Annotated in this window: 17 protein-coding genes and 1 pseudogene; 17 read left to right on the top strand and 1 reads right to left on the bottom strand. The window is 48.5% G+C overall.

Going from position 1 to position 26,004, the window contains the following annotated elements; all coding sequences use genetic code 11:
- The first annotated feature begins 202 nt into the window (after positions 1-202).
- The 10 genes and pseudogenes from ACO0KW_RS14360 (at position 203) to ACO0KW_RS14315 (ending at position 12,930) form a co-directional block, all read left to right on the top strand.
- Positions 203-2,602, top strand: a complete 2,400-nt coding sequence (locus tag ACO0KW_RS14360; protein ID WP_423053933.1) for a 3-hydroxyacyl-CoA dehydrogenase NAD-binding domain-containing protein — start codon at positions 203-205, stop codon at positions 2,600-2,602.
- A gap of 14 nt (positions 2,603-2,616) precedes the next feature.
- Positions 2,617-3,813, top strand: a complete 1,197-nt coding sequence (locus ACO0KW_RS14355) for an acetyl-CoA C-acyltransferase (protein WP_423053932.1) — start codon at positions 2,617-2,619, stop codon at positions 3,811-3,813.
- Positions 3,814-4,023: 210 nt separating this feature from the next.
- Positions 4,024-4,923, top strand: coding sequence for an alpha/beta fold hydrolase (locus tag ACO0KW_RS14350; protein ID WP_423053931.1), 900 nt, complete (start codon positions 4,024-4,026; stop codon positions 4,921-4,923).
- A 13-nt stretch (positions 4,924-4,936) separates the two neighbouring features.
- A complete protein-coding gene (locus tag ACO0KW_RS14345) occupies positions 4,937-5,710 on the top strand; it encodes an enoyl-CoA hydratase (RefSeq protein WP_423053930.1) in 774 nt (257 codons plus the stop codon).
- Between the two features lie 247 nt (positions 5,711-5,957).
- On the top strand, positions 5,958-8,105 hold the full coding sequence (locus ACO0KW_RS14340; protein ID WP_423053928.1) for a hybrid sensor histidine kinase/response regulator: 2,148 nt from the start codon (positions 5,958-5,960) through the stop codon (positions 8,103-8,105).
- A 32-nt stretch (positions 8,106-8,137) separates the two neighbouring features.
- The gene (locus ACO0KW_RS14335; RefSeq protein ID WP_423053926.1) at positions 8,138-8,512 is read left to right on the top strand and encodes a response regulator; all 375 of its coding nucleotides are present in this window, start codon (positions 8,138-8,140) and stop codon (positions 8,510-8,512) included.
- Positions 8,513-8,708: 196 nt separating this feature from the next.
- Positions 8,709-8,819, top strand: a pseudogene (locus ACO0KW_RS14330) (enoyl-CoA hydratase); the annotation flags it as partial.
- Positions 8,820-9,468: 649 nt separating this feature from the next.
- The gene (locus ACO0KW_RS14325; protein ID WP_423053925.1) at positions 9,469-10,770 is read left to right on the top strand and encodes an MFS transporter; all 1,302 of its coding nucleotides are present in this window, start codon (positions 9,469-9,471) and stop codon (positions 10,768-10,770) included.
- A 173-nt stretch (positions 10,771-10,943) separates the two neighbouring features.
- Positions 10,944-11,573 carry a L,D-transpeptidase family protein gene (locus ACO0KW_RS14320; RefSeq protein WP_423053924.1) on the top strand — a complete coding sequence of 210 codons (630 nt, stop codon included), beginning with the start codon at positions 10,944-10,946 and terminating at the stop codon, positions 11,571-11,573.
- Between the two features lie 67 nt (positions 11,574-11,640).
- Positions 11,641-12,930: a D-amino acid dehydrogenase gene (locus ACO0KW_RS14315; protein WP_423053923.1), complete on the top strand. Its 1,290-nt coding sequence runs from the start codon at positions 11,641-11,643 to the stop codon at positions 12,928-12,930.
- A gap of 56 nt (positions 12,931-12,986) precedes the next feature.
- Here ACO0KW_RS14315 and dacB read toward each other — a convergent pair whose 3' ends face one another.
- On the bottom strand, positions 12,987-14,537 hold the full coding sequence (gene dacB / locus ACO0KW_RS14310) for a D-alanyl-D-alanine carboxypeptidase/D-alanyl-D-alanine endopeptidase (protein WP_423053922.1): 1,551 nt from the start codon (positions 14,535-14,537) through the stop codon (positions 12,987-12,989).
- 408 nt (positions 14,538-14,945) lie between these two features.
- On the opposite strand from dacB, the gene ACO0KW_RS14305 reads away from it, so the two are divergent.
- The 7 genes from ACO0KW_RS14305 (at position 14,946) to ACO0KW_RS14275 (ending at position 25,995) form a co-directional block, all read left to right on the top strand.
- On the top strand, positions 14,946-16,100 hold the full coding sequence (locus ACO0KW_RS14305) for an acyltransferase family protein (RefSeq protein ID WP_423053920.1): 1,155 nt from the start codon (positions 14,946-14,948) through the stop codon (positions 16,098-16,100).
- 139 nt (positions 16,101-16,239) lie between these two features.
- Positions 16,240-17,787: a glycoside hydrolase family 10 protein gene (locus ACO0KW_RS14300; RefSeq protein WP_423053919.1), complete on the top strand. Its 1,548-nt coding sequence runs from the start codon at positions 16,240-16,242 to the stop codon at positions 17,785-17,787.
- Between the two features lie 563 nt (positions 17,788-18,350).
- A complete protein-coding gene (locus ACO0KW_RS14295) occupies positions 18,351-21,101 on the top strand; it encodes a TonB-dependent receptor domain-containing protein (protein WP_423053918.1) in 2,751 nt (916 codons plus the stop codon).
- Positions 21,102-21,279: 178 nt separating this feature from the next.
- Entirely contained in the window at positions 21,280-22,905 is a 1,626-nt protein-coding gene (locus ACO0KW_RS14290) for an ABC transporter substrate-binding protein (RefSeq protein ID WP_423053917.1), read from the top strand.
- Positions 22,906-22,966: 61 nt separating this feature from the next.
- Complete coding sequence (locus ACO0KW_RS14285; RefSeq protein ID WP_423053916.1) at positions 22,967-23,974, top strand: ABC transporter permease; 1,008 nt, start codon at positions 22,967-22,969, stop codon at positions 23,972-23,974.
- A 58-nt stretch (positions 23,975-24,032) separates the two neighbouring features.
- Positions 24,033-24,944: an ABC transporter permease subunit gene (locus ACO0KW_RS14280; RefSeq protein ID WP_423053915.1), complete on the top strand. Its 912-nt coding sequence runs from the start codon at positions 24,033-24,035 to the stop codon at positions 24,942-24,944.
- Between the two features lie 4 nt (positions 24,945-24,948).
- Positions 24,949-25,995: an ABC transporter ATP-binding protein gene (locus ACO0KW_RS14275; protein ID WP_423053914.1), complete on the top strand. Its 1,047-nt coding sequence runs from the start codon at positions 24,949-24,951 to the stop codon at positions 25,993-25,995.
- Positions 25,996-26,004 lie beyond the last annotated feature (9 nt).

Raw genomic sequence — 26,004 nt, 5'->3', positions numbered from 1 at the left:
GGGTTGGGGTGAGGGTGCTTGAGAAAGATGAAGCTTATTTTTTCTCGAATTGAATGAGCAATCAGCTAGTAATAATTGTTGAGTATGCTGAACTCCCCCCCCTAACCCCTCTCCCGCTTGCGGGAGAGGGGGAATAAAAAGTGTAGATCAATTGTTTTGCAATACCCCCAACCAAGTTTGAATTTAATGTAAAGGTAATCCAATGCCTAATTTCATCGTCAAAAAAGTCGCCGTGCTCGGCGCAGGTGTGATGGGAGCGCAAATTGCTGCGCACTGTATCAATGCCAAAGTTCCTGTCGTTTTATTCGACCTGCCAGCTAAAGAAGGTCCGAAAAACGGCATCGTTCTCAAAGCGATTGAGAATCTGAAAAAACTCAACCCAGCGCCACTCGGTGACAAAGACGATGCAGCATTGATCGAAGTCGCTAACTACGAAGACAACCTCGATGTCTTGGCTGGCTGCGATTTAATTATCGAAGCGATTGCAGAGCGTATGGATTGGAAACATGATCTGTACAAGAAAGTAGCGCCACATATCGCGCCAAATGCGATCTTCGCTTCTAACACATCCGGTTTGTCGATCACTGCTTTGTCTGAAGGTTTCGACGCTGGCTTGAAAGAGCGTTTCTGCGGCGTTCATTTCTTCAACCCACCACGCTATATGCACTTGGTCGAATTGATCCCAACTGCAGCAACACGTTCTGATATTCTCGATCAACTCGAAGGATTCTTGACGACGACTTTGGGTAAAGGCGTGGTTCACGCTAAAGACACACCGAACTTCATCGCGAATCGCGTTGGTATTTTCGGCATGTTGGCAACCATCTATCAAGCAGAACAATTCGGCCTGAGCGTTGACGTGGTCGATGATTTGACTGGTAAAAAACTCGGTCGCGCTTCTTCTGGTACTTTCCGTACTGCAGACGTGGTTGGTCTCGACACCATGGCGCACGTGATCAAAACTATGCAAGACAACTTGCAAGATGATCCATTCTTCGCTGTTTATAAAACACCAGAAGTGTTGGCAAAATTGGTGGCAGCAGGCACACTCGGCTCCAAATCAGGTGCAGGCTTCTACAAGAAAGTTGGTAAAGATATTCAGCGTTTAGATTTCGCTAGCGGCACTTATGTTGCTGGTGGCGCTAAGGCTGACGACTTGGTTGGCCGCATCTTGAAGGAAAAAGATCCTGTCAAGAAGATGAAATCCTTGCGTGAATCGACTAACAAGCAAGCACAGTTCTTGTGGTCTATTTTCCGCGACGCTTTCCACTACATCGCGATTCATGGCGCGACGATTGCTGACAATGCACGCGATATCGACTTCGCTATGCGTTGGGGCTTTGGCTGGAATGTCGGTCCATTCGAAACATGGCAAGCATCCGGTTGGCAGCAAGTTGCCACTTGGGTCAAGGAAGACATCGATGCAGGTAAGGCGTTGTGCGCAACACCTTTGCCAGCTTGGGTATTTGAAGGCCCGGTCGCTGACAACGCTGGCGTACATAGCTCCGCAGGTTCTTGGTCTATCAGCCGCAACACCTTCGCACCACGTTCAGGTTTGGCAGTCTACGATCGTCAAGCATTCCGTGCACCAGTAATGGGTGAAGGCGCCGCAACTGGCGCTACCGCAGGCGTGACATTCTTTGAAGATGAATCTGTCCGTATCTGGCATCAGAATGATGATGTCTTGATCCTGTCCTTCAAAACGAAGATGCATGTGATCGGCCCAGGCGTTGTCGCTGGTATGGAAAAAGCCTTGGCAGAAGCTGAGAAAAATTTCAAAGGTTTGGTGATCTGGCACGCTGATGCAGCTGAAGGCGGTGCTTTCTCTGCCGGTGCAGATTTGCAAGCAATGTTGCCATTGTTTATGTCTGGTGGTGTGAAAGCCATCGAGCCAGCAATCTCTCAATTGCAAAATGCGCACCAAGCATTGAAATATGCGAATGTTCCTGTGGTCGCTGCGGTTGCTGGTTTAGCACTCGGTGGCGGTTGCGAACTGATGATGCACGCATCAAAACGTGTAGCAGCTTTGGAATCGTATATCGGTTTAGTTGAGGTTGGCGTAGGTCTGGTTCCAGGCGGTGGCGGTCTGAAAGAAGCCGCAGTACGCGCAGCCAAAGATGCAAAAGGTACAGACCTCCTGCAATTCTTGAAGAACTACTTCACGAATGCAGCAACTGCGAATGTATCTAAGTCAGCCTTAGAAGCACAGAAGATGGGTTACCTCGATCAAAACGACGTCATCGTTTTCAATGCGTATGAATTATTGCATGTTGCTAAAGTCGAAGCACGCGCGATGTTTGACGCTGGCTATCGTCCACCTATGCGCAAGCTGGTACCAGTCACTGGCCGTCATGGTATCGCGACCATCGGCGCACAAATGATCAATATGCGTGACGGTGGTTTCATCTCTGCGCATGACTTTAAGCTCGGCAAAATGATTGCGGAAGTCGTTTCCGGTGGCGACATCGACAACGGCAGCATGGTCAGCGAACAATGGTTGCTCGACATGGAACGCAAAGCGTTTATGGAATTATTAAATCATCCAAAAACGCAAGAGCGCATCATGGGCATGATGCAAACCGGCAAACCAGTACGTAACTAATCGAGGACACGACAATGACTACTCAATTACAAGACGCTTACATCGTCGCGGCAACTCGTTCCCCTATCGGTAAATCGGGCCGTGGTATGTTCCGCAACACACGTCCAGATGACTTGCTGGTCGGGGTATTGAAATCCGCTTTGGCGCAAGTGCCAAATCTTGACCCTAAACTGATCGAAGACGCCATCGTTGGTTGTTCTTTCCCAGAAGGCGCGCAAGGCTTAAATATCGCTCGTATGGGCGTGCTTTTGGCTGGCATGCCAAATACGATCGGCGGTGTGACGATCAATCGTTACTGCGCTTCTGGTATCACAGCAGTCGCTATGGCAGCAGATCGTATTCGCGTTGGCCAAGCCGATGTGATGATCGCAGCAGGTGTGGAATCCATGTCCATGGTTCCTATGATGGGTAGCAATCCATCGATGAACATGGCGATCTTGAAAGATGAAAACGCCGGTATCGCTTACGGCATGGGTTTAACAGCAGAAAAAGTCGCAGCACAATGGAAAGTCAGCCGTGAAGCACAAGATGCTTTCGCACTGCAATCCCATCAACGTGCATTGGCGGCGCAAGCAGCTGGTTACTTCGACGCTGAAACGACACCCTTCGAAATCATCGACCGTGTACCGAATTTGCTCACAGGCGAAATCGAACTCAAAACACGTACCGTGAGTCGCGACGAAGGTGCACGTCCAGATACATCGCTCGAAGGTCTAGCAAAACTCAAAGCAGTATTTGCGGCAAAAGGTTCTGTGACTGCAGGTAATAGCTCACAAACTTCCGACGGCGCAGGTGCTTTGATTTTGGTTAGCGAAAAAATCTTGAAGCAATTCAACCTGACGCCATTGGCACGTTTCGCCTCCTTCGCAGTACGCGGCGTTCCACCAGAAATCATGGGTATTGGTCCTAAAGAAGCGATTCCAGCGGCTTGTAAAGCAGCGGGCATTACACAAGATCAAATCGACTGGTTCGAATTGAATGAAGCGTTTGCAGCACAATCTTTGGCAGTGGTACAAGACCTTGGTCTCGACCCAGCCAAAGTGAATCCTATGGGCGGCGCGATTGCCTTGGGTCACCCACTGGGCGCAACAGGTGCGATTCGCTCCGCCACGACTATCCATGCTTTGCAACGTAATAAGTTGAAGTACGGTATGGTGACGATGTGTGTGGGGACGGGTATGGGCGCGGCAGGGATATTTGAGCGCATGTAATTTGTTTACCGCATAAATCCCACCTCAGGGCGTATCGCGGCGTCGAGGTTGCAAATAAGGTACTCGCAATATCGACATATTGCTGCGCCTCGCGCCTTGCGCTGCATCCCTGAGCTGGAATTTCTGCGGCAAACAAAGCTTTACTATCGAATACTTTGCAAGAAACTAAACCGCACACCTAACACTGTGCGGTTTTTTTACGGAGTCGCTATGAGTACGATTGAAACCGCTGTAGTTATTGCTAAAGATGGCACGCGTCTGGTTGGACGAAAATACTCGCCATCAGGTGCTGTGCGGGCCGTTGTATTGATGCCTGCAGCGATGGGTGTTAAGCAGCAGTTTTACGCGCCGTTTGCTGAGTTCTTGTGTGAACATGGCTTTGCTGTGTTGAGTTTTGACTATCGCGGCATGGGTGAATCTGTGCCGCCGCAGTTTGCCAATTCTTTGCGTGGTTTTGATGCTGATATCAGTGATTGGGCCGAGCTAGATTACAACTCTGCACTCTTGGCTGCGCGGGCTTGGCGCAGCGATGTTCCGTTACTCGTCATCGGTCATTCACTCGGTGGACAGCTTGCAGGTCTGTTGCCTGACAATCATCTTATCGATGGTATGTTGACCGTCGGTTCGGGCACTGGTTACTGGCGTCATAACGCGCCTCCAACGAAACGGATGGTATGGCTACTCTGGTATTTTCTGGTTCCTTTGTACACAAGTGTTTGCGGTTATTTCCCAGGCAAGAAATTACGTAAAGTGGGCAACCTTCCTAAAGGTGTTATTTATCAATGGTCTCGCTGGTGCAAAGACAAGCGCTATTTCGTCGATGAAAATGGCTCGGCGATGCTCACCTATCATCGACAATTTACCGCGCCGATTCTCAGCATGAGCTTTACCGATGATGAAATGATGGGGCGCAGAAACATCGATGGCCTACATGACTATTTCAGCCATGCACCGATCGAACGTCGTTATATTCAGCCGCAGGATATCCAAGCAAAACGGATCGGTCACTTCGGCTTTTTTAGAGCGGAGTTTCGACACAGCTTGTGGCAACAAGCTTTACAATGGTTGATCCAACAAAACAAACATCGGCCATCCGCACAACCTAACTAATTCAAGAGACATCATGGAAATTCTGACCCACATCAACGACGGTATTTTGACCATCAATTTCAACCGTCCAGAAAAGAAAAACGCGATTACTTTCGGTATGTATCAAGCGATGGCGGATGCAATTAATGCCTCCAACGACGATAAAAACGTCAACGTGATCTTAATAACGGGCAAACCAGAGGTTTTCACTGCGGGGAATGATCTGGAAGACTTCATGAAACATGCTGGTAGTTTAGCTTCTGAAGAAATGCCACCGGTGTATCAATTCATGCATGCTTTAAACGATGCACAAAAGCCGATGATCGCTGCTGTGGCTGGAAATGCCGTTGGAATCGGCACCACCCTTTTGATGCATTGCGATATGATTTATGCGGCTGACAATGCCAAGTTCTCCATGCCGTTCACACCACTCGGCCTTTGCCCGGAATATGCATCAAGCATGGTATTTCAGCAAATCGTTGGCTATCAGCGCGCTGCAGAAAAATTATTACTTGGCGAAGCATTCTTGGCGCAAGAAGCATTTGAAATGGGCTTTATTAATAAGGTGTTGCCGCTCGAAGAGTTGCTACCCTATGCAGAAAAACAAGCCGCTAAAATCGCTGCTCTGCCAGCGAAATCCATACGTCTGACGAAGAGCTTAATGAAAGCAAATCAGCCACAAGCGATCCGTGACAAGATGAATGAAGAAAATGCTCACTTCGGTGCAATGTTGTCACAACCCGAGGCCCGCGAAGCAATGATGGCATTTTTCCAAAAGCGTAAGCCGGACTTTAAACAATTCAACTAAATGGAATTTCCCCTCACGCTAACAAAGAACTAGTTAACTTATGGGGAAATTGATCAAATCCTTAGTGGAGAAATGGCTCTGATCGAATGCAAGATTCTAAGACTTGCACGTCGATCAATTTCGTATAAATACGTCGAAACCGCCATCTCCACATCAATCATCATCCAAAATACCCCTAACGACTTGACAGTCTTGACGATTTCCCCGATCTTCACCTCATGTTGAACTGACGTGAAATTTGTCAAATATGGATCCTCGTACCGCACTCATACTTACCACTGCCTTCGCCCTGCTCAACGGCGCTATTCTAGGGCTCATGCATCGTGGCTTGTCGCGACAGATTCGTCCTGCAGCCACCGATTGGCGCATCGGTACTTTACTTGCGGCGGGTGGTGTTTTACTTTTAGCTGCACAGAGCCCAGACTCTGTTTGGCTGTTGCTTCCCGTCGGAAATACGTCAATTTTTCTCGGATTTACCCTCTACTGGCGCTCGATACGTCGTTTTGACCATCTGCCCGATACGCCTTGGATTTTTTTGCCCGCAGCAATCGGTGCCTTTGCTTTAACATGGTTCACTGTCGTCGCCCCCTTATTATGGGTCCGAGTTTGTATTGCGGCGTTAGTTTGGAACACTGCTATGGCTGCTTCTAGCTATAGCCTAGTCAAGCATAGACAGTCGCGCGGAGCGATAGGTCGAATCTGTCTTGCTGGCATCTTCTTAGTGTTGATCTGTTTCATGGGTTTTCGCGCTGTGTATTACGCCATGTATTTACGCGACGCACAGACTATATTATCGAATGAACATTTCATCAATGTCCTGACCCCTATTAGCACTTCGATTCTCCCAGTCATCGGTACAACGGCTTTCTTGATGATGTGCTCTGAACGTTTACGGGCTGAATTGGCCGCCCGTGCCATTGAACTCGATCAAAAGAATGCCGACCTCAGACAAGCGATTTTGGCCCGTGAAGATGCAGAGCGTATTGCGCGCCATGATCTCAAGACCCCGCTCGCCAGTATTGCTGCCGCACCAGCCTTGCTGAGACAAAATGCCGAAGGCAGTGAAGAGTTATTGCAAATGATTGAAGGGGCAGCACGGCGAGCCTTGAATATGGTGAACTTATCGCTTGATCTCTATCGAATGGAAAAAGGTCAATACCAACTTCATGCCGAGGCCACCAATCTCACTGCCATCATCAATACGGTGATCGACGATTTACGTGTCCATGCAACTGCAAAACATCTCAAATTTCAATTTATTGAGCGCGAACAAGCGACATGGGTTTGGGCAGATACTTCACTTTGCTATTCTTGTGTCGCGAATTTAGTCAAAAATGCGATTGAAGCTGCTAGCGATCAATCGGTGGTTTCTCTGCTTATCGAACAAAGCGAGATGGTAAAACTCAGCATCCACAACGACACAACAGTACCAGAAACTTTGCGGGCTAATTTCTTTGAAAAGTATGCAACCTTAGGTAAAGAAGGCGGCACTGGACTTGGCACCTATTCCTCCAGCCTATTAGCGAGGGTGCAAAATGGTGATTTAGCGATGCGAACATCCGAAACTGAGGGAACAACATTGACCTTAAGTTTACCAGCGTATCGCGGAACTTTGATTACCCCCAGTTACGATCAAGGAATCGTTTCGGCAGAACCTGACCAAGCAATCATCAAAGTTCAACGTGACGGACAACCGTGTGTATTAATGGTCGATGACGACATCTACAATGCCAAGGTCATTCACCATCAGTTAGCGCGATTTGGGGTTGGCGTGCAAACTGCGTTGAATGGGAAATTTGGCTGGTATGCTTGCCTGCAACAACGACCCGATCTCATTCTGATGGATATAGAAATGCCTGTTATGAATGGTATCGATGCGCTGGGTGCGATCCGCAACTTACAACAGGCACGACAGCAACAACCGAGTTTCATTGTCGCATTCTCCTCTGATGACGGGATCGAGAGCCATAGGCGTTTCTTAAACCTAGGCTTTGACCATTGTCTTAGCAAACCGGCTTCAGTAGAAGAATTACTGAATTTAATGGCAATTACACCCACGATCGAACAACAAACTTCGGATTGGGATCAAGTTCAAATTCATCCCAATCTCATCGTCGATATCGAAATATATTTAAGTTCACGCTTTACGCTCGTTACCGATTTAGAAAAGGCCATCATCGACAGCAATAGCGAAAAGGTGCGCAGCATAGCGCATAAGCTGTCAGGAAGTTTTTCGTTGTATGGCTTTTCGTGGGCTGCCCAACAATGTAAACTAATCGAAACCGAAACTGAAACGCTTGAGAGAAAGCATATTCAAGCACAAGAGTTGAAAAAACATCTGAGAGAAGTTCCCATCATTGAAGAACATCTCGGCGAAGATGGCGATATCGCCTGATCTTCGTCTCAAAACTACAGGAAACATGAGCTATGTCCACTATTCGTATTCTCGCCATTGATGATGATGAAATGGTTCTCAATTATCTGCAGCGTATGCTGGGTAACCATTATCAATTAATTCTTTGTGCAGAACCTCAGGTCGCGCACGTAATCGCTAAGGCTGAATTGCCTGACTTAATTCTATGTGATATCGATATGCCTGAAATGGATGGAGGTGCCGTCCTTGCAGCACTTGCCGCGGATGTACACACCGCCACCATTCCGTTTGTCTATCTCACTGCGATGGTGTCACCAAGTGAAGTACAAGCGTTAGACGGTATTGTTGGGGGCCGCCCTGGCATTTCTAAACGCGCAAATTTGGCCGAAATGATAGCCGCGATAGAAGCGAACTTGCCAAGGGCATAGCTGCATCAATGCTATTCTCTGCAAATTAACTCTACAGAATTAACGTCAGCCCTCGCTGACATTTGGGCATGAGTTAAGGTGATTCGATTCACTGTTAGAGCAACACAGCGCTAAGATGGCAGCCCAAGGAGTAAAGTCCATACACTTGACCGGGAGTTTGATGAAAGCAAATCAGCCGAAAGCAATCCGCGACAAGATGAGCGAAGAAAATGCCCACTTCGGTGCAATGTTGTCACAGCCAGAAGCGCGCGAAGCGATGATGGCATTTTTCCGAAAACGTAAGCCGGATTTTAAACAGTTCAATTAAGAACCAAGCCGTGCCTGACTTGCTACCATTTCTGTCTAGGGCCTGTTAACAATTAAATCGGGAGATGCGTTCAAGCCAAAAGGTGGATGGCAAGGCGTAGTTCGCCGCTGAGGCTGGTGTCTCGACAAGAGCAGAAATAAACCTCTCGCTGTCCATCCGGTGTTTTGGTTTGAACCCTTCGGGAATGGGCGAATTGGATAAACTCGCGGGCACATGGCGTTGTTGCAAGTCGCTTGCAGTGCCGCAGTTTAAGATTCACTGCGGTGCGCCTTGACGGTGAAGTCAGGGTTTCGAGCAGTATGCTGCTCGCTGACGCAACGAAGCATCTTTTCAAAGATGCTTTCCTTCAGCGATAGCCTAGCCCTGTGCCCGTTTTTCCGCATTCGCACTCCCAATTTAAGTGTTATTAAGCCCTAGAATCAGAAATAAAAATCGGTGCAAACTGCGCAGCCCTGTCGTTGTTGGGAAGTGATCGCCCCAACAACTGTCGAGATTACATCGCCGCTATCTATGCTAGTGTATAAGCCTAACGCATACCGTTAGCACAACAAGTGATTGGCGTAGTTCGATGCCACCTATGACACTTGCGAAGCTAACTCAATTTAACTCAATTCGTTGACCTTCACTCTCGTCGTTCGAACGGACTCTCATGACAGCAAATTTGACACAAAAGAACGGACTTTGGTGGATACCGAGCTTGGCATTCCTTGGCGCTATCCCGTTTGTCATTGCGCAACAACTGTCTAGTGTCTTGTACAAAAATTTAGGCATTTCGAATAGCGACATTACTTTTTACACTAGCTTACTTTACTTGCCTTGGGTGATAAAACCACTTTGGTCACCTCTAATCGACATTATCAAGACCAAGCGTACTTGGATTATCGCCTTGCAAATGGTAATCGGTGCAGGACTGACCGCACTCGCCTTAAGTTTGCATACGCCGTATTTTTTCGCGATTAGCCTGCTGGTGTTTTGGTTCATTGCATTTGCCTCCGCCAGCCATGATATTGCAGCAGATGGTTTTTACATGTTGGCACTCAACAGCTCAGAGCAAGCCGCTTTCGTCGGCGTCCGTAGTTTATTTTTTCGTATCGCAAACATTGTCGGTGGTGGCATACCGGTGATCTTTGTTGGACGATTGACACAGCACAATCAAGACATAGCTCAGTCGTGGTCCATTGTGTTGATGGTAGTAGCTGCTATTTTTATCGCATTAACGCTGTACCATGCTGCGATATTGCCGCGTCCTACGAGCGATCAAAGCAGCCTCGCAGCGTCAGAGCGCAAGCTGACTACTCAACAGGTTCTCGCTGAATTTGCCGCGACTTTTCGCGAATTCTTTCAAAAGAAGGAGATTATCTTTGCGATCCTTTTCATTCTCTTATTTCGTCTCGGCGAAGGACAGGCTTTAAAGGTAGTGAGCTTGTTTATGCTAGACCCGCGCGCCAAGGGCGGCTTAGGTCTCAGCAATCAAGAGTTTGGCGTAGTGTATAGCATCATTGGAATCGCTTTCTTGACGATAGGCGGTTTGCTCGGCGGTTGGTTGATTTCGCGCCATGGCTTAAAGCGCATGCTTTGGCCTATGGTATTGACCATGCATTTGCCCAATCTAGCATTTGTCTTCTTAGCGCTGGTACAACCTGAAAATTTAACGGTCATCGCGACCGCACTGGCGATAGAGCAATTTGGATATGGCTTTGGCTTTACCGCATTTTTAATGATCATGATGATGATTGCCGACGGTCCGAAAAAAACCTCGCACTATGCGCTTTGCACCGGCTTCATGGCTGCAGGCATGATGATACCGGGCGCTTTTAGTGGTGATTTATCCCAATATCTTGGCTATGGAAGTTTCTTTATGTGGGCTTGTCTCTGTACAGTGCCCGGCTTGATATTGACCGCTTTTTTAAAGATAGAATCGGATTTTGGAAAAAAAGTCAGTGGCGCCTAAGCCTTCATAATCGCTGCATTCTTTATGCACGGATTTGGCACGCGTTATCCACACTAGATCTCCCTCTAGCCCTCAGCCATAACTTGCGGTAATGCGCGCCTAGCAAAGTCTCATTAGTAAGAAGCGTTTCGACGGTCTATCCTAGCATTTCACGTACTTGATATGGTGGAGTTATGGGATGGACTTTTTCTCGCTTGCTGATGGCATTGATCAGCTTTACATTGCTATTAACTAGCTTATCCGCATGCACCTCAATGACCAAATCCGAAACCAATGCGAAAGCACAGCAGCAAGTGCTACTCGTATCTGTGCCCGAGCAAAAAATGCTGTTCATTGAAAATGGTCAAGAACGCGAAACCTTTCTCATTTCCACCGCAAAAAAAGGAATCGGCGATGTGCCTGACAGCTATATGACGCCGGCCGGCACGATGGAAATCGCTGAAAAATTTGGTGACAATTTGGCGCTCGGTAGTGTCCTAAAAGACCGTGTAGCGACTGGCGAAGTGGTACCGGTAGAGGCGCCTGGACGAGACCCCATCGTCACTCGAGTTTTGTGGTTACGTGGACTAGAAGAACGCAATCGCAATGCCTATCCGCGCTTTATCTACATTCATGGCACGCCACAAGAAAGTCTATTGGGGACAGCAGCTAGTTTTGGTTGTATCCGTATGCGCTCTGTCGACATTGTCAAACTTTACGATGCCATTTCCTTAGGTGCGAAAGTGGTGGTCAGTGAAGCGCCGTTGGAGCCGCTAAAAGCACAGTGGAAGCTAGCGACAATGAGCGCAAGTGTGAATGAGTAAGGCCGAGCAAAGCGACCTTATCTGATCATTATTTTGAATCTTCTCTTCTAATTACAACACGAATCGTATGCATAGTTGCGTTCTCGGAGCCGGTGTTATCGGCGTTACTACGGCTTATGAATTATTAATGGCCGGACATGAAGTTAGTCTGATCGAAGAACAGGCTCAAGTCGCGCAAATGACTAGCTTGGGCAATGGCGCGCAGCTCAGCTATTCCTATGTTTCCCCATTGGCCGATGCATCGATTTGGAGAAAGTGGCCTGAGTATCTATTCAGTCAGCATTCGCCACTGCGCCTTAAACCGCAGCTTGATCCAGCTTTGTGGCAATGGTTATGGCAATTCTTAATGGCATGCAATCATCAGAGAGCCAATATCAGTAGCCGTCAACTGCTCAGCTTGGCGCAACTCAGTCAAATACAAATCGAGCAAATTCGCTCACAACATGGGTTTGACTTTCAACATCAAACCTCTGGCAAATTAGTAATGCTGAGCGACCAAGCATCCATCGACGCGGCGGAGGCTCAGATTGCGTTTCAAGCGCAATATGGTTGTCAGCAGTCGATCTTAGGCATCGCCCAATGTATGGAATTGGAGCCCGCTTTAGCACACGCTCAAGACCGCTGGCTCGCTGGTGTCTACACACCGGCAGAAGAAGTCGGAGACTGTGCAAGTTTTTGCCAACACTTGTTGTCTGTCATGGCGCAATCACCGCGCTTTCAGTTTTTTTCCAACACACGTGTCGAGTCGGCACACCTCGTCGGCGGTAAGATAAGTCATATCAACATACGCCAAACGGAGGCTGCAACAAACTCTACAACAACGCGTCATACCGCAGATCATTTTGTCGTCGCCATGGGGATAGAAAGCGCGCACTTTGCGAGCATGCTCGGCTTTCGACTCCCGGTATACCCATTAAAGGGCTATAGCATTACTGTGCCGATTCACGATACGAATAGCGCATCAGCGCCACATATTTCCATCACCGATCTGTCCCAAAAAATTGTCTATGCACGCCTTGGTGATCGTCTGCGCGTGGCGGGTCGGGTCGAGTTGGTTGGTCACGATTTACGCATCGAGCCAAAAGCGATTACCGAACTGATCAAGGCGACTCACACTCTATTTCCCGAGAGCGGAAACTTAAACGATGCACAGCAATTATCGCCATGGGCGGGCTTGCGTCCAGCGACGCCTACCGGTGTTCCTATCGTGGGTAGATCGCCTATTGCCAATGTGTATTTAAATGTCGGTCACGGCGCACTCGGCTGGACTTTGGCCTGCGGCAGTGCGAGCTTATTGCGCAGTGTGATTTGTGGGGAAACACCCGCCATTGATATGACGGGCTTTGCCTTTCGCTAGAACACTTCTTTCTCTAGTTAATTCCGCTACGCCTATTGTAGAGGTGCGCTAACTGACTATTGGCGACTCAAAGGTTCCGCTGCTGCTTGAGCTTGCACTGCTTCACTCTCGACACCCGATGCCACCCACGCAATCAAAGCATCGAGTGCAGGTCGCGCTTTTGCTGCGTACTCGTGATTAATCATACCGACGACAACCCAATGCCGATTTTGTTGATCGCGTACATAACCAGCCACCGCCACGGTATCGCGCAAGGTTCCGGTCTTAATACGGGCGCGCGCCGCAGCCACTGTCCCGACTAAGCGCTTACGCATAGTGCCATCCACCGCCACAATCGGCAGGCTAGCGCTAAATTCAGGAAACCAATTGCTTTGACTTAGATGCAGTAAAAATGAACTCATTTGTTTGGCAGAGATACGTTCGCTGCGAGACAAACCAGAGCCATTCTCGATCACAAAACCTTGGTCATCAATCCCTTGCTGACGCATCCATTGACGTACGCGCTCCTCTGCCGCATCGAAGCTAGTCACACCTGTGACCTTCGTACTCACCCCAGCGCTCAACTCGGTACCTAAGCTTAAATACAATAAGCGCGTCATGGCATTGTCAGAGCGTTTATTGATGATTCTAAGATTGTCCGCCAAGCTATCCGAGGATTTTTCGACCAAGACGGTGGCGGTCGGAGGCACAAGGCCATCGATAGCCTGCCCTTTCCATTGCCCGCCCATTTCGGTCCAGAGTTGGCGCACCAGGCTCTCGATATACAAGTTGCGATCAAGGATATTGAGACTATTTGTGATCTTGCAATCGCGCGGAAATTCGCCGCTTAAGGTGATTGTGGTGCGATGTCGGCGATCGGTTTTGATGGTAGGCGGAATCCAACGTTCTTCCCACTGCGCGCAAGGAAAGTCTCCAACAGTCATGCGGTTATTGAGTCGTACTCGCGCCATCGGCGAAGACAAGCGCGTTTGCATTTTTTTCTGTGTACTGTCGAGTTCAAAACTCGTCAAATTACTATTCACCAGCAAGGCATCCGGAATCACGTTGTAGTACGCGTCCGGTGTCTCATCAAATGGGGGCAAGTTCAGATCAAAACGACTCGGTTGAAAAAAGCTACGATCGAGTATCAGATCCCCCTCAATACGATGAATACCTTGATCGTAAAGTGTTCTCAACATCATACCGAGGCGATCCCAACTCAAGTCAGGTGCCCCACCGCCACGCAAGTACAAGGGGCCGCGCAAAGTATTTTTATTCGCCCCCCTATTTGATGGCATTTTCGATGGTATTTTCGATGAGACGTCGCTGAGCAATTGCGTCTTCCATTTATAGGTCGGCCCCAGCTCTTCCAAGGCCACTCCGCTAGTGACCAATTTCATGGTCGATGCTGGACTCATAGGGACGTCCTCATGTATCGCCAATTTGGGTGCGCTACGATCGACAGGCTGTACCATCACCGCCAATGCAGAAGTGGGTACGCCTGCCTGCTGCAAGGCTAGGGTCACACTTTGCGGCAAACTCTGCTGTGCTTGTGCAGATACAAAGGGCAAACCACACCCGATAAATACAAGGCAAATTTGACGGTGCATCGATCTAACAGTAATCATCCTAAGTGCCCTCATTTGCTCAAGTGTTCGGGTAAACCATGTTGAGGCTACAAAGTCGTAGTCTAAGGGCATGGATGAGCAATCGCCTATGGTTTTTTAGCATCTGCCTATAACGCTAGTGTATGGATTTTTTTGGAGAATGCCGATCTTGATAGTTGAGTGCATAACTTTTACCTATACGTCATGATCAAAAAATCAATCGCATCAAATCGTAAAAGATGAAAACATAGACTTCATTCTTCCGTGACTATTCAGCTAATGCCAATTGAACTGTACTACGTCAAGAATAGGCGCCTCAATTCCCCACATTTGAGACGTTTTACTGTTCACCTTATCCCCAAGACTGGTGAATCTAGAAAGAGGGCGTGCAAACGTCCTCTTTCTTCCAAATTTTGGTGAGAATCGACAATGCACGCTGCCAAGCCACGACTACTATCCTTAGACGCCTTTCGCGGGATGACGATTGCCGCTATGTTCTTAGTGAATAATCCTGGTGACTGGGCGCACCTCTATCCGCCACTGGCACACGCCGCCTGGTCAGGTTGGACTCTGACCGATTGTATCTTTCCATTCTTCCTTTTTATCGTCGGCGTTTCGCTGCAATTATCACTCGCAAATAAACCTCTTTCTCCCGAACATCGACGCCAACACTATTCGAAATTATTACGCCGTGCGGCGATTATTTTCTTAATCGGTCTTAGCCTCAACTTCATCCCTAGCTTTGATCTCTTGAGTCTACGCATTCCTGGCGTATTGCAACGCATCGCGCTAACCATCATGCTGGCCGGCGCTATCCTTATTTTCTTCTCGTGGCGTCAGCAATGTATGTGGATCGTCGCCATTCTCACTGTCTATACTTGTGTGATGTTACTAGTGCCGGTGCCTGACGCCGAGGGCGTTTGGGGACGAGGCATACTAGAACCCGGACGAGACTTCGGTGCTTGGTTGGATCGCACCCTCATGGAGGGACATCTCTGGAAAAAATCCAAGACCTGGGATCCGGAAGGCATGTTTAGCACTTTGCCTGCGACTGCGAGTGTGCTGTTTGGTGTATTGACTGGACGTTTGATAAATAGCCCGATACCGCCACGCCAGCAGGTTTTCGCGCTCATCATGTTCGGTAGTATTTGCATCGCGCTAGGCCAAGTGATGGATCACCTTTTAATGCCGATTAATAAGAGCTTATGGACCAGCTCTTTCTGCGTCTTGATGACAGGTTGGGCAGTACTCGCTTTCACCGTGTTTTACTACCTGCTCGATGCCAGCACGTCACTCACCTTAAAACAAAGGATGCGCACACTCAATTTGCCATTCACAATGTATGGACTCAATGCGCTATTTCTGTTCGCACTAGCAAGTCTGCTGGCCAAGCTGATGGGGTTTGTTCAGATTGGGCAAAGTGATGGCAGTGTAATATCTTTACAAAAAACCTTATTCACACCGCTGACGACACTTCCGATTTCTGCTTACAATGCGTCATTGTTGTTCGCCATACTGTTTAATTTACTGATGCTGACGATTGCCTATTTGATGTGGAAAAAATCGTGGTTTATTAAAGTGTAATGTCTGTCTCCCCCCTTTTCTTTTACCTGCGAAAATGATGAATTTTCACCTTCCAAAGACGTCCGTTCTTACACGTATCAACAGCAAGACAGTCAAGCAAATTGGCAACCTCTTCGTCGGTTTCTTACTACTATTTGTAATGCTATTCTTACTCAGTGCTTGTACCACAGCGGTGCAAGCTCCCGTTAGTAAGACTCAGGAAACCTCAAACCCGAAAACCGCATCCGCGCCTCAAGATTTGGTGCCGACAGCACTAGCAGCTGCACCAGCGGCACCGCGAGAATTCCGCGCGGCATGGGTCGCAACGGTATCCAATATCGATTGGCCAAGTCGACCTGGTCTAAGTAGCGAGCAACAACAGGCTGAGATCATCGCGATTCTCGATCAGGCCAAAGCGATTCAACTCAATGCCATCATCTTGCAAGTGCGACCTAGCGCAGATGCTATTTATCCTTCGACACTGGAACCTTGGAGCGAATATCTAAACGGTGAACAAGGTCGGGCGCCACAAGTCTGGTACGATCCTTTGCAGTTTTGGATAACCCAAGCGCATCAGCGGGGTCTGGAATTACACGCTTGGTTTAATCCCTATCGCGCCAAGACCGCGCTTTCAAAAGCTAAGCTCAGCCCACAACATATCAGCAACAAAAAACCATCCGCTGTCAAAAAATATGGCGATTTACTATGGATGGATCCCTCTGATGCTGACGCCGCGACGCAAACCCTCAATGTGATCATGGATGTAGTACGCCGATATGATATCGACGGAGTTCACATTGATGACTATTTTTATCCCTACCCGATCAAAGACGCGACAGGCCAAGAAGTCGATTTCCCTGACGAAGAGAATTGGCTGCGGTATCAAAACGAAGGGGGCGCTCTCTCGCGTGCCGACTGGCGCCGCCAGCATGTCAATCATCTGGTCGAAAACATCGCACACAAGCTACGTCAAGAAAAATCGTGGGTGAAATTTGGCATTAGTCCATTTGGGATCGGGCGGCCAGATCGTTTACCGCCGGGAATCACGGGCTTTAGTCAATACGATAAATTGTATGCCGATGTCGAGTTGTGGCTAGCACGTGGTTGGCTCGATTATCTTGCGCCACAATTGTATTGGCCTATCGAGCAACCCGCCCAAGCGTTCCAAGTCTTGCAGGACTATTGGAAGCTTCAAAATACCACAGGACGCCACGTTTGGCCGGGTCTGTACACCAGCCGAATTGATGACAGCGACAAGTCTTGGAAAAGTGAAGAGATTCTGAATCAAATCAGCATCACGCGCACGCAGGCGAGTGCCGGACATATCCACTTTAGTATGGTGGCGCTGCTACAAAACCGCAAAGACATCGCCCAGCGACTTCGACAAGAACGCTATCTCACACCTGCGTTAGTTCCTGCAACGCCATGGCTATTTACCGGCACCGTCACGACACCGCGATTGACACGTACAGCAGATTCGCAGCACATCGAAGTCGCCTTTGACGATCGCCAAGCAGTACGCTTAATTGCTATCTGGCGGCGCTATGAAAACAACTTGAAACGCGAATGGTTTTTCTCGTTGCAAGCTCCCAGTGCACTAAGCATCGATCTGAGCGACGACTTACAACTAGGCAAGCTCACCGAAGTCGTCGTCAGCTTGGTTGATCGAGTGGGTCAAGAGAGTCAGCGCGCGCACTTCATTAAGTAAAAGCCAAGGCCAATCCTATAGGCTTGCTTATCTGTCGTTTTTTGACAACCATCGACAAACATCCGGCATCCAAATTTGATAAATAATATAGTTGAAATTGCGCAAGCACCCTGCTTTTGCCCGCTAACTTCATGATCTTGCATGGCACTTCACGTCAAACGAATAGCTTTTGGCCAGACTATATCTTTTAGTTATTGAGCGCATGGGTTTTTTCATTTGTCACGCTATCAAAGAAGCCTCTACTCTTGCTCTGAGTCTGCGATTGTCGTTGCAGATTTTGAACCGAGATTTTCCGTTAGATGCAACAGAAGTGCTGTTTGATCTTTGACGTGACATTTTCATTAGGATTTGAGCTTCTTCGTAGTCCATGGCCCGCCATGAGTTTCACATGCAGCTCAAAATCCTATCGAAAAGTGCAGCCATCATTGATTCAAAACCTAATGAAAAGTCTCGATTTACCTGAAGCGGCACCAAGCTCTCCTAATTTGTGAGAGTAGTCCAGAACAGACATGTTTCTGAAAAAAATCTAATTATTCATTGAATGAATCAAATAGGAGAATGTAGTGAAACTAACAACCATAGCCCATTGTATCGCTTTAATCGGTGTCTCAAATCTTGCGGCTAGCATCACCTATGCGCAGAGTTTGCCCGTTGAAAAATTACAAAAAGTCGAGATCACCGGCTCAAGTATCAAAGCCGTACAAAAAGAAGGCGCACTGCCGATTCAAGTCATCACCGCAGAGCAAATAAGCCGCTCGGGAACCACTAGCGTCGAACAATTAATCGCGACCTTGTCGGCCAATGGCACCACGGCAGATAACTTATCCTCACAAGCAGGTATTCAGCTTGGCTCCAATGATCGCAATAACAATGGTAACTCCAGCGCCAACTTGCGCGGTCTGGGTGCGGGTAGCACCTTGGTACTTCTGAATGGTCGTCGTGTGTCTTTGCATGGCGCTAAAGGCAATGCGGTTAACCTTAACTCGATTCCATTAGCGGCTGTTGAACGTGTCGAAATTTTGACCGATGGCTCCTCCGCGATTTACGGTACCGATGCGATCGGTGGCGTCATCAACTTCATTTTGAAGAAGAATTTTAATGGCGTAAATGTCAGTGCTCGCACCAACGTCACTCAAGGTGGTGGCGGCAATACCAAGGGCATTTCTATCGTTGGCGGCATGGGCGACATGGACAGCCAAGGCTACAATTTGATGGCAACGCTGAGCTACGATAAACAAGCCATCTTAAATGCACATCAACGTTCGTTCGTGAATGGTTTTCAGCCTGAACGAGGCTTATCACCCGATACCACAGGGACACCGTTTGCGACCCAAACAGGTGGTACTGGAACGGCGATTGGCTCTAGCTACAAATTACCATCGACCGGCGCACAGACCTATAATCGTGCCAACCTATTGAGTTTCCAAGGCAAATGTGATTCTGGCTTTGACATGACGCAATACCAGAGCACTTTATGGGGCAATCCGCAATTCGCGAACGCCTGTGCCTACGATTACACTGGACAAGCAGTGTTGATTCAGCCAGTGGACAATCTGAATCTCGTGACACGCGGCACTTTAAAGATCAATAACGATACCAAGGCGTATTTCGAGGTGGTTGGTTCGCGATCTACCGCGACTAAGCAGTTTGAGCAGAGTCAAATCACGACCAGTATCGCAGCCAAAAATGCCTATCCCGTAGGCGGCCCGTATTATCAGGATCTCTCAAGCTACATTCCAACTTTTGATAAGACAAAACCGATCGCCTATCGCTGGCGTTGTTTGGAGTGCGGTGGTCGCACCATCCAAACCGTGTCAGAGCAATCGCGCATTTTGGCTGGCATCGACGGCGTGATCGGCGGTTGGGACTATAGCTTAGGCGCGTCTACTGCCAAGAGCTACGCCAATTCTGTCTTAGGTGAAGGCTATATGAAGCGCGCAGAATTTGATGCGGCTTTAGCCTCAGGCAAAATTAATCCTTGGTTGAAGCCAGGCGAGACGCAAACTACTGAGGCATTAGCCCTGATTCAAGGTGCAAAAGCAGCCGGCACTTCCCTGTTCGGTGGTAGAGCGACCTTGGCGCAAATTGATGGCAAAATCTCTGGCGAATTATTTTCACTCCCAGCGGGTATGGTGAGCGCCGCCGCCGGTTTTGATTTGCGTCGTGAATCGTATCAATTCAATTCAGGTGAAACTGCCACGGTGCCCGTACGTGACGCACCATTTGATGCAACGTTCGATAAGGTGTCGCGCGACATCACTGCAATTTACGCAGAGATGGCAGTACCCGTATTTAAAGGTTTTGACGCACAACTGGCAGTTCGACGTGACAAATACAGTGACTTTGGCAGCACGGTCAATCCAAAAATTTCGTTCCGATATGAGCCAATTGAAAAAACCTTGATGTTCCGTGGCTCTGTGAACTCTGGTTTCCGCGCACCGAGTTTCTTCCAATTGTATTCTGGCGTCTCGATCTCACCTTTACCTGGCAACGTGGATGACCCTGTTTTATGTCCGAAGAATCCAGGTAATTTGCAGTATTGCGGAATTCGTCCGGATCAAAAATCTGGTGGGAATATTAATTTAAATCCAGAGAAGTCGAAACAATGGTCAATCGGTACCGTGATTCAACCGCTCGACTGGATGGCAGTGACAATCGACTTATGGAATATCAAGCGCGATGGCATCATCACCGAACTCGATGGCACTGCCGTCATCAAGCATCCAGAAACTTTTCCGAACAATTTGATCCGTGATGCGAATGGCGAGATCGATTACATTCAGGCTGGCTATGTGAATGCCGATGGCGACAAGTTGCGTGGCATCGACCTCGCATTGAAGATGAACGGTAAGCTCGGAAGCGGAAAATGGGATGCTGGCATAGAGGGTACTGCCATCAAGAGCTTTAAATCCCGTATCTTTAAGAGCGATACGTATAACGAACTGGTGGGCGAATGGTATCCACGCGATCTGTACGTACGTTGGAAACACAATGCCTTTGTCACATATTCTGAAGGCGATTGGAGTACCACGTTCTCCCAACGCTACACAGCAGGCTATAAAGACGAGGTCCCTTATGGTGTAGTGCCAGCGGGCTTTGTTGCCGATGTCAAATCGTACACGACCTACAATGTAGCGACCAGCTATTCGGGCTTCAAAGACTTGTCTATCAATGTTGTCTTGATCGACCTGTTTAATCGCACACCATCCTTTACTGCTCACAATGTGGACTTCGCAGGCGGTGCTGGTTGGGATCCACGCGTCGCTAGCCCACTTGGACGTCGTTTATCAGTCAGCGCGAATTACAAGTTCTAGTCCGCATCTGCACTTGATCCTCAGCGTCATGCCGGACTTGATCCAGCATGACGCTGAAGCGGGTTTCGGGGTCATTCTCCTTGCGGCTGAACATTCCGCATATTGCTCGTTCAATTTGGTATGATCTAAGAACAAAGTCGTCATCGGCGGACAGGAACCGCACGTCCACAGGAATGTCATGAACAAACAGCTGGCTTTTTTTTCTCTATTTTTTTTGATGGGCGTTACTGCCAATGCGACTGGTGATGCTTCTGGTAATACGTTAGTCGCTGGATCTCTCTCGACCAATAAGCCCATCATCTATTGCGCCGATGCGTCGCCCGAAGGATTTGATCCAGGCTTATGGGACAGTGCCAGCACCAGCAATGTCACCAATCAACTATTTCAGGGCCTTTTGACGTTCAAGCGTGGCACCACTGAGTTAGTGCCGCAACTCGCGCAGTCGTGGACATTTTCTAGTGATGCAAAGAGTCTGCGTTTTGTTCTACGCGACAATGTGCGTTTTCATAAAACACCGTATTTCACGCCTACCAGAACACTCAATGCAGATGATGTGATGTTTACATTTGAACGCATGACCAACCCACAGCATGTGTTTAATAAGGCCTTTCCCGCTTCTTTTATCTATCCGCAAAGTTTAGGCTTGGCGGCACAAATTAGTTCGATAAAAAAGATCGATCAGCGCACCGTAGATTTTGAATTAAAGACAGCCAATGCCGCTTTTTTGTCTTATTTTGCGATGGCGTTTTCCGGCATCCATAGTGCTGAATATGCGCAACAATTACTACTCAATAAACGCGCTGCAGATATTAACAACTATCCGATAGGCACTGGCCCCTATCGTTTTCGAAGCTATAAAAAAGACGATGTGATTCGCATGGAGGCCAATCCAGATTACTGGCGCGGTCCACAAATCACCCAAAAACTAATTTACTCCATCAGCCGCGAACCCAATGTGCGCGTACAAAAATTGCGCTTGGGCGAATGCAATATCACGGCGCCAATTCGTGATGTCGACATCACGGTTTTAGACGGCAACCCACGCGTCAAGGTCGCCAAAATTCAAGCTTTAAATATCTCTTACCTGTCCTTTAATTTAAGAAAAGCACCTACTAATAATCGCTTGGTGCGAGAAGCCTTAGATATTGCGGTGGATCGAGATGCCCTGTTTCGAGTGCTGTTTCCACGTGGCGATGCGATGCAAGCGATCAGCGCTTTCCCGCCTTCAATACCTGGTTACAACAAGCAATTACGGAATGAATACAATCCAGCAAGAGCGCGCCAATTGCTCGCCAGCGCAGGCTTTAAGGACAATATAGAACTAGACCTATGGGCCCTGCCAGTGAGTCGTCCGACCAATCCCAATGGACAATTGATGGCGCAGATGATCCAACAAGACTGGGCGAAAATTGGGGTCAAGGCTCATATCAAAACTTACGAATGGGGCGAATATCTCAAGCGCGCTGCCAAGGGCGAACATGATGTATATATGAGCGGATGGTCAGGTGATAGCGGCGATCCCGATGATTTTTTGGCGACCAATTTGACCTGTGCTTTAAACAAGACTGGCGTCAAGTTTTGCAATAAGGAATTCGACGCCCTAGTGGAAGCGGGACGCTCGACCACAGACCCGCAACGACGTGCCGAATATTACGAAAAAGCCCAAGTGATTTTCAAGTATGAGCGCCCGTGGATGACCATGGCACATTCCACCGTCTATATCCCCATGTCACAGAAACTGGAAGGTTTTATCATGGCGCCCAATGGCAGTGTGTCTTTTGAAAATGTGTATGTACGTCCATAGTATGCGCCACACTACGTAACCCAAATTCAGTACAACTCAATAAAACCAGGTCGATACGCTCATGCTGCTGTTCATCACTAAAAAAATTCTCAGTGTCATCCCGACTTTTATCGGCATTACCTTGGTCGCGTTTTTTCTGATTCGTTTAGTTCCAGGTGACCCTATCGAAGTCATGATGGGTGAACGTCAAATGGACCCAGCCCAGCATGCCGAGATGATGCATCGTATGGGGCTCGATTTACCTCTCGCTGAGCAATACTGGGTATATCTACAAAAACTCGTGCAAGGCGATTTTGGTCTCTCGCTGGTATCTCGCGAACCCGTGGCAAAAGAATTCGCCGCACTGTTTCCTGCCACGATGGAACTAGCCTTATCCGCGCTACTTTTGGCCTGCTTATTCGGTCTTGTGTTGGGCGTGATTGCTGCGCTCAAACGTGGCTCTTTGATTGATCAAGGCGTGATGGGTTTAGCGACGGTCGGGTATTCGATGCCGGTGTTTTGGTGGGGCTTAATCTTGATGATGTTTTTTTCTGTTGATTTAGGTTGGACGCCGGTTTCTGGTCGGATTGCGATTGAATATGACATTTTGCCGCGGTCCGGTTTTATGCTAATTGATAGCTTGTTATCCGATGAAGTTGGTGCTTTTGGCTCTGCCCTGCGCCACCTACTGTTACCCACTGTCGTACTTGGCACCATACCCATGGCCGTGATCGCCCGCATGACGCGCTCATCGATGTTGGAGGTGTTACGCGAAGACTATGTGCGTACCGCGCGCGCCAAAGGGTTATCGCCAAGTCGTATCGTCATTATTCATGCAATGCGCAACGCGCTCATTCCGGTATTGACCGTGGTCGGCATGCAAACGGGTAGTTTATTGGCAGGCGCAGTGCTCACTGAGACAATTTTTTCTTGGCCTGGAATCGGTAAATGGTTAATCGATTCAATTGCGAGGCGCGATTATCCCGTCGTACAAACTGCCATTTTAGTATCAGCCAGTATTTTCATCTTCGTCAACATGATGGTCGATTTACTCTACCTCGTTGTCAACCCACGACTGCGCTCAGAATGACAATACAATCATCATGAATAAAAACCACCTCAATAATTTAGCCAGCTCAGCAAACACAATGAATCTCAGCGCTGCCGAAGACAAAGTTGCGATACTCAAATCACCACCGCCTGCGTGGCGACTATTTGTTCAACAATATAGTCAAAATCGCGGTGCCTTGGCGGCGACCATCGTGTTTATGTTAATCGCATTCGCCGCACTCTTTGCGCCTTGGCTAGCACCTTATGATCCGATTGAGCAGTTTCGTGATCACATGTTGGTTCCGCCGGTATGGGACGCGCGGGGCAGTTGGCAATTTTTGCTAGGTACCGATGAATTGGGCCGCGATATACTTTCGCGCCTCATGTACGGCGCCAGAGTGTCGCTCATGATAGGAAGTCTATCGGTGATTTTTTCGCTGATACCTGGTGTTTTCCTTGGTTTGCTAGCGGCTTTCTTTACGCGCTTTGCTGGTCCAGTGATCGTCCGCCTAATGGATATTTTATTGGCCTTACCTGGCTTACTGTTAGCGATTTGCATCATCACCGTGTTGGGCCCAGGTTTAGTTAATACGATGATCGCGATCTCGATTGGTGCCCTGCCCTCTTACACCCGTTTAACGCGCGCCGCTGCCTTAGCAGAAGTGAATAAGGACTATGTGATTGCCAGTCGGGTCGCCGGTGCAGGTACGCTACGTTTAATGTTAAACACGGTTTTGCCGAATTGCATGCCGCCCTTAATCGTGAATGCCAGCCTGAGTTTTTCAGCCGCCATACTCGAAACCGCTGCACTCGGTTTTCTGGGCTTGGGCGTACAAGCCCCAACACCAGAATGGGGAACTATGCTTGCAGCCGCACGCGATTACATTGATCGTGCGCCTTGGGTGGTGACCATGCCAGGCTTGAGTATCTTGATTTCTGTATTGAGTATCAATCTGATGGGCGACGGTTTGCGTGATGCACTTGATCCTAAATTGAAACGTCTAGGATAAAACCATGAGCTTACTAACTGTCAAAAATCTCAGAGTAGAATTCGGCGAAAAAAAGCAATCAAACATCGCCGTCGATGGCATTGATTTGAACGTAGCACAAGGCCAACGCATAGGCATCGTTGGCGAATCTGGTTCAGGAAAATCCGTCAGCATGATGGCCATTATGGGACTTATCGATGCGCCAGGGCGCGTCAGTGCCGATGTCTTAAGCTTCAACGGCCAAGATTTGCTAGGTTTATCAGCCAGCGCCCGCCGCAAAATTATTGGCAAAGATATCGCCATGATTTTTCAAGATGCATTGAGTAGTTTAAATCCCTCGTACACCATCGGTGCTCAATTGATGGAGGGGATGAAAGTACATTTGGGTTTACGCGGAAAAGCCTTGCGTGAACGGGCCTTGGAGCTATTGAGCTTAGTCGAAATACCAGACCCTGTGCGTCGCTTCGATTGCTACCCGCATCAATTGTCGGGCGGGATGAATCAACGTGTCATGATTGCGATGGCACTCAGTTGCGAACCAAAATTACTCATCGCTGACGAACCGACCACCGCCCTAGACGTAACGGTGCAGGCACAAATCATGGATCTCTTATTGCGCTTACATCAGCAGCATCAGATGGGCTTAATTCTCATTACCCATGATCTAGCCGTGGTCTCCGAAATGACGGATGAGATCCATGTCATGTATGCCGGCCAAGTGATGGAGCGCGCGCAAGTGGTACAAGGTTTGGAGCAAGCCAGACATCCATACACCCGCTCCTTGTTGGCGGCGATCCCAGAACACAATAAGGGCGCACAAAGGCTGAACGCCTTGGCTGGTGTGGTGCCGGGGCGAGATGATCGACCATCCGGGTGCCTATTATCGCCTCGTTGCGCACTAGCTGACCAACTATGTGTGAACCAACGACCTGCCTTAACTGCGGGCTTGCGATGCCATCATGTTCAGCCAATGCTGGATGAAGCAAATTCACAAACGATTCATGTCGTAACACCTGCACTTTATAAAGAACCAGCAGAAAACATGACGCAGTCGTCAAAGAAGCACGTTTGATTTTATGGA

Origin of the sequence: Undibacterium sp. Ji22W, from assembly GCF_049340305.1 — a bacterium.
GTDB lineage: Bacteria > Pseudomonadota > Gammaproteobacteria > Burkholderiales > Burkholderiaceae_D > Undibacterium.
This window is presented reverse-complemented; position numbering and strand designations above follow the sequence as displayed.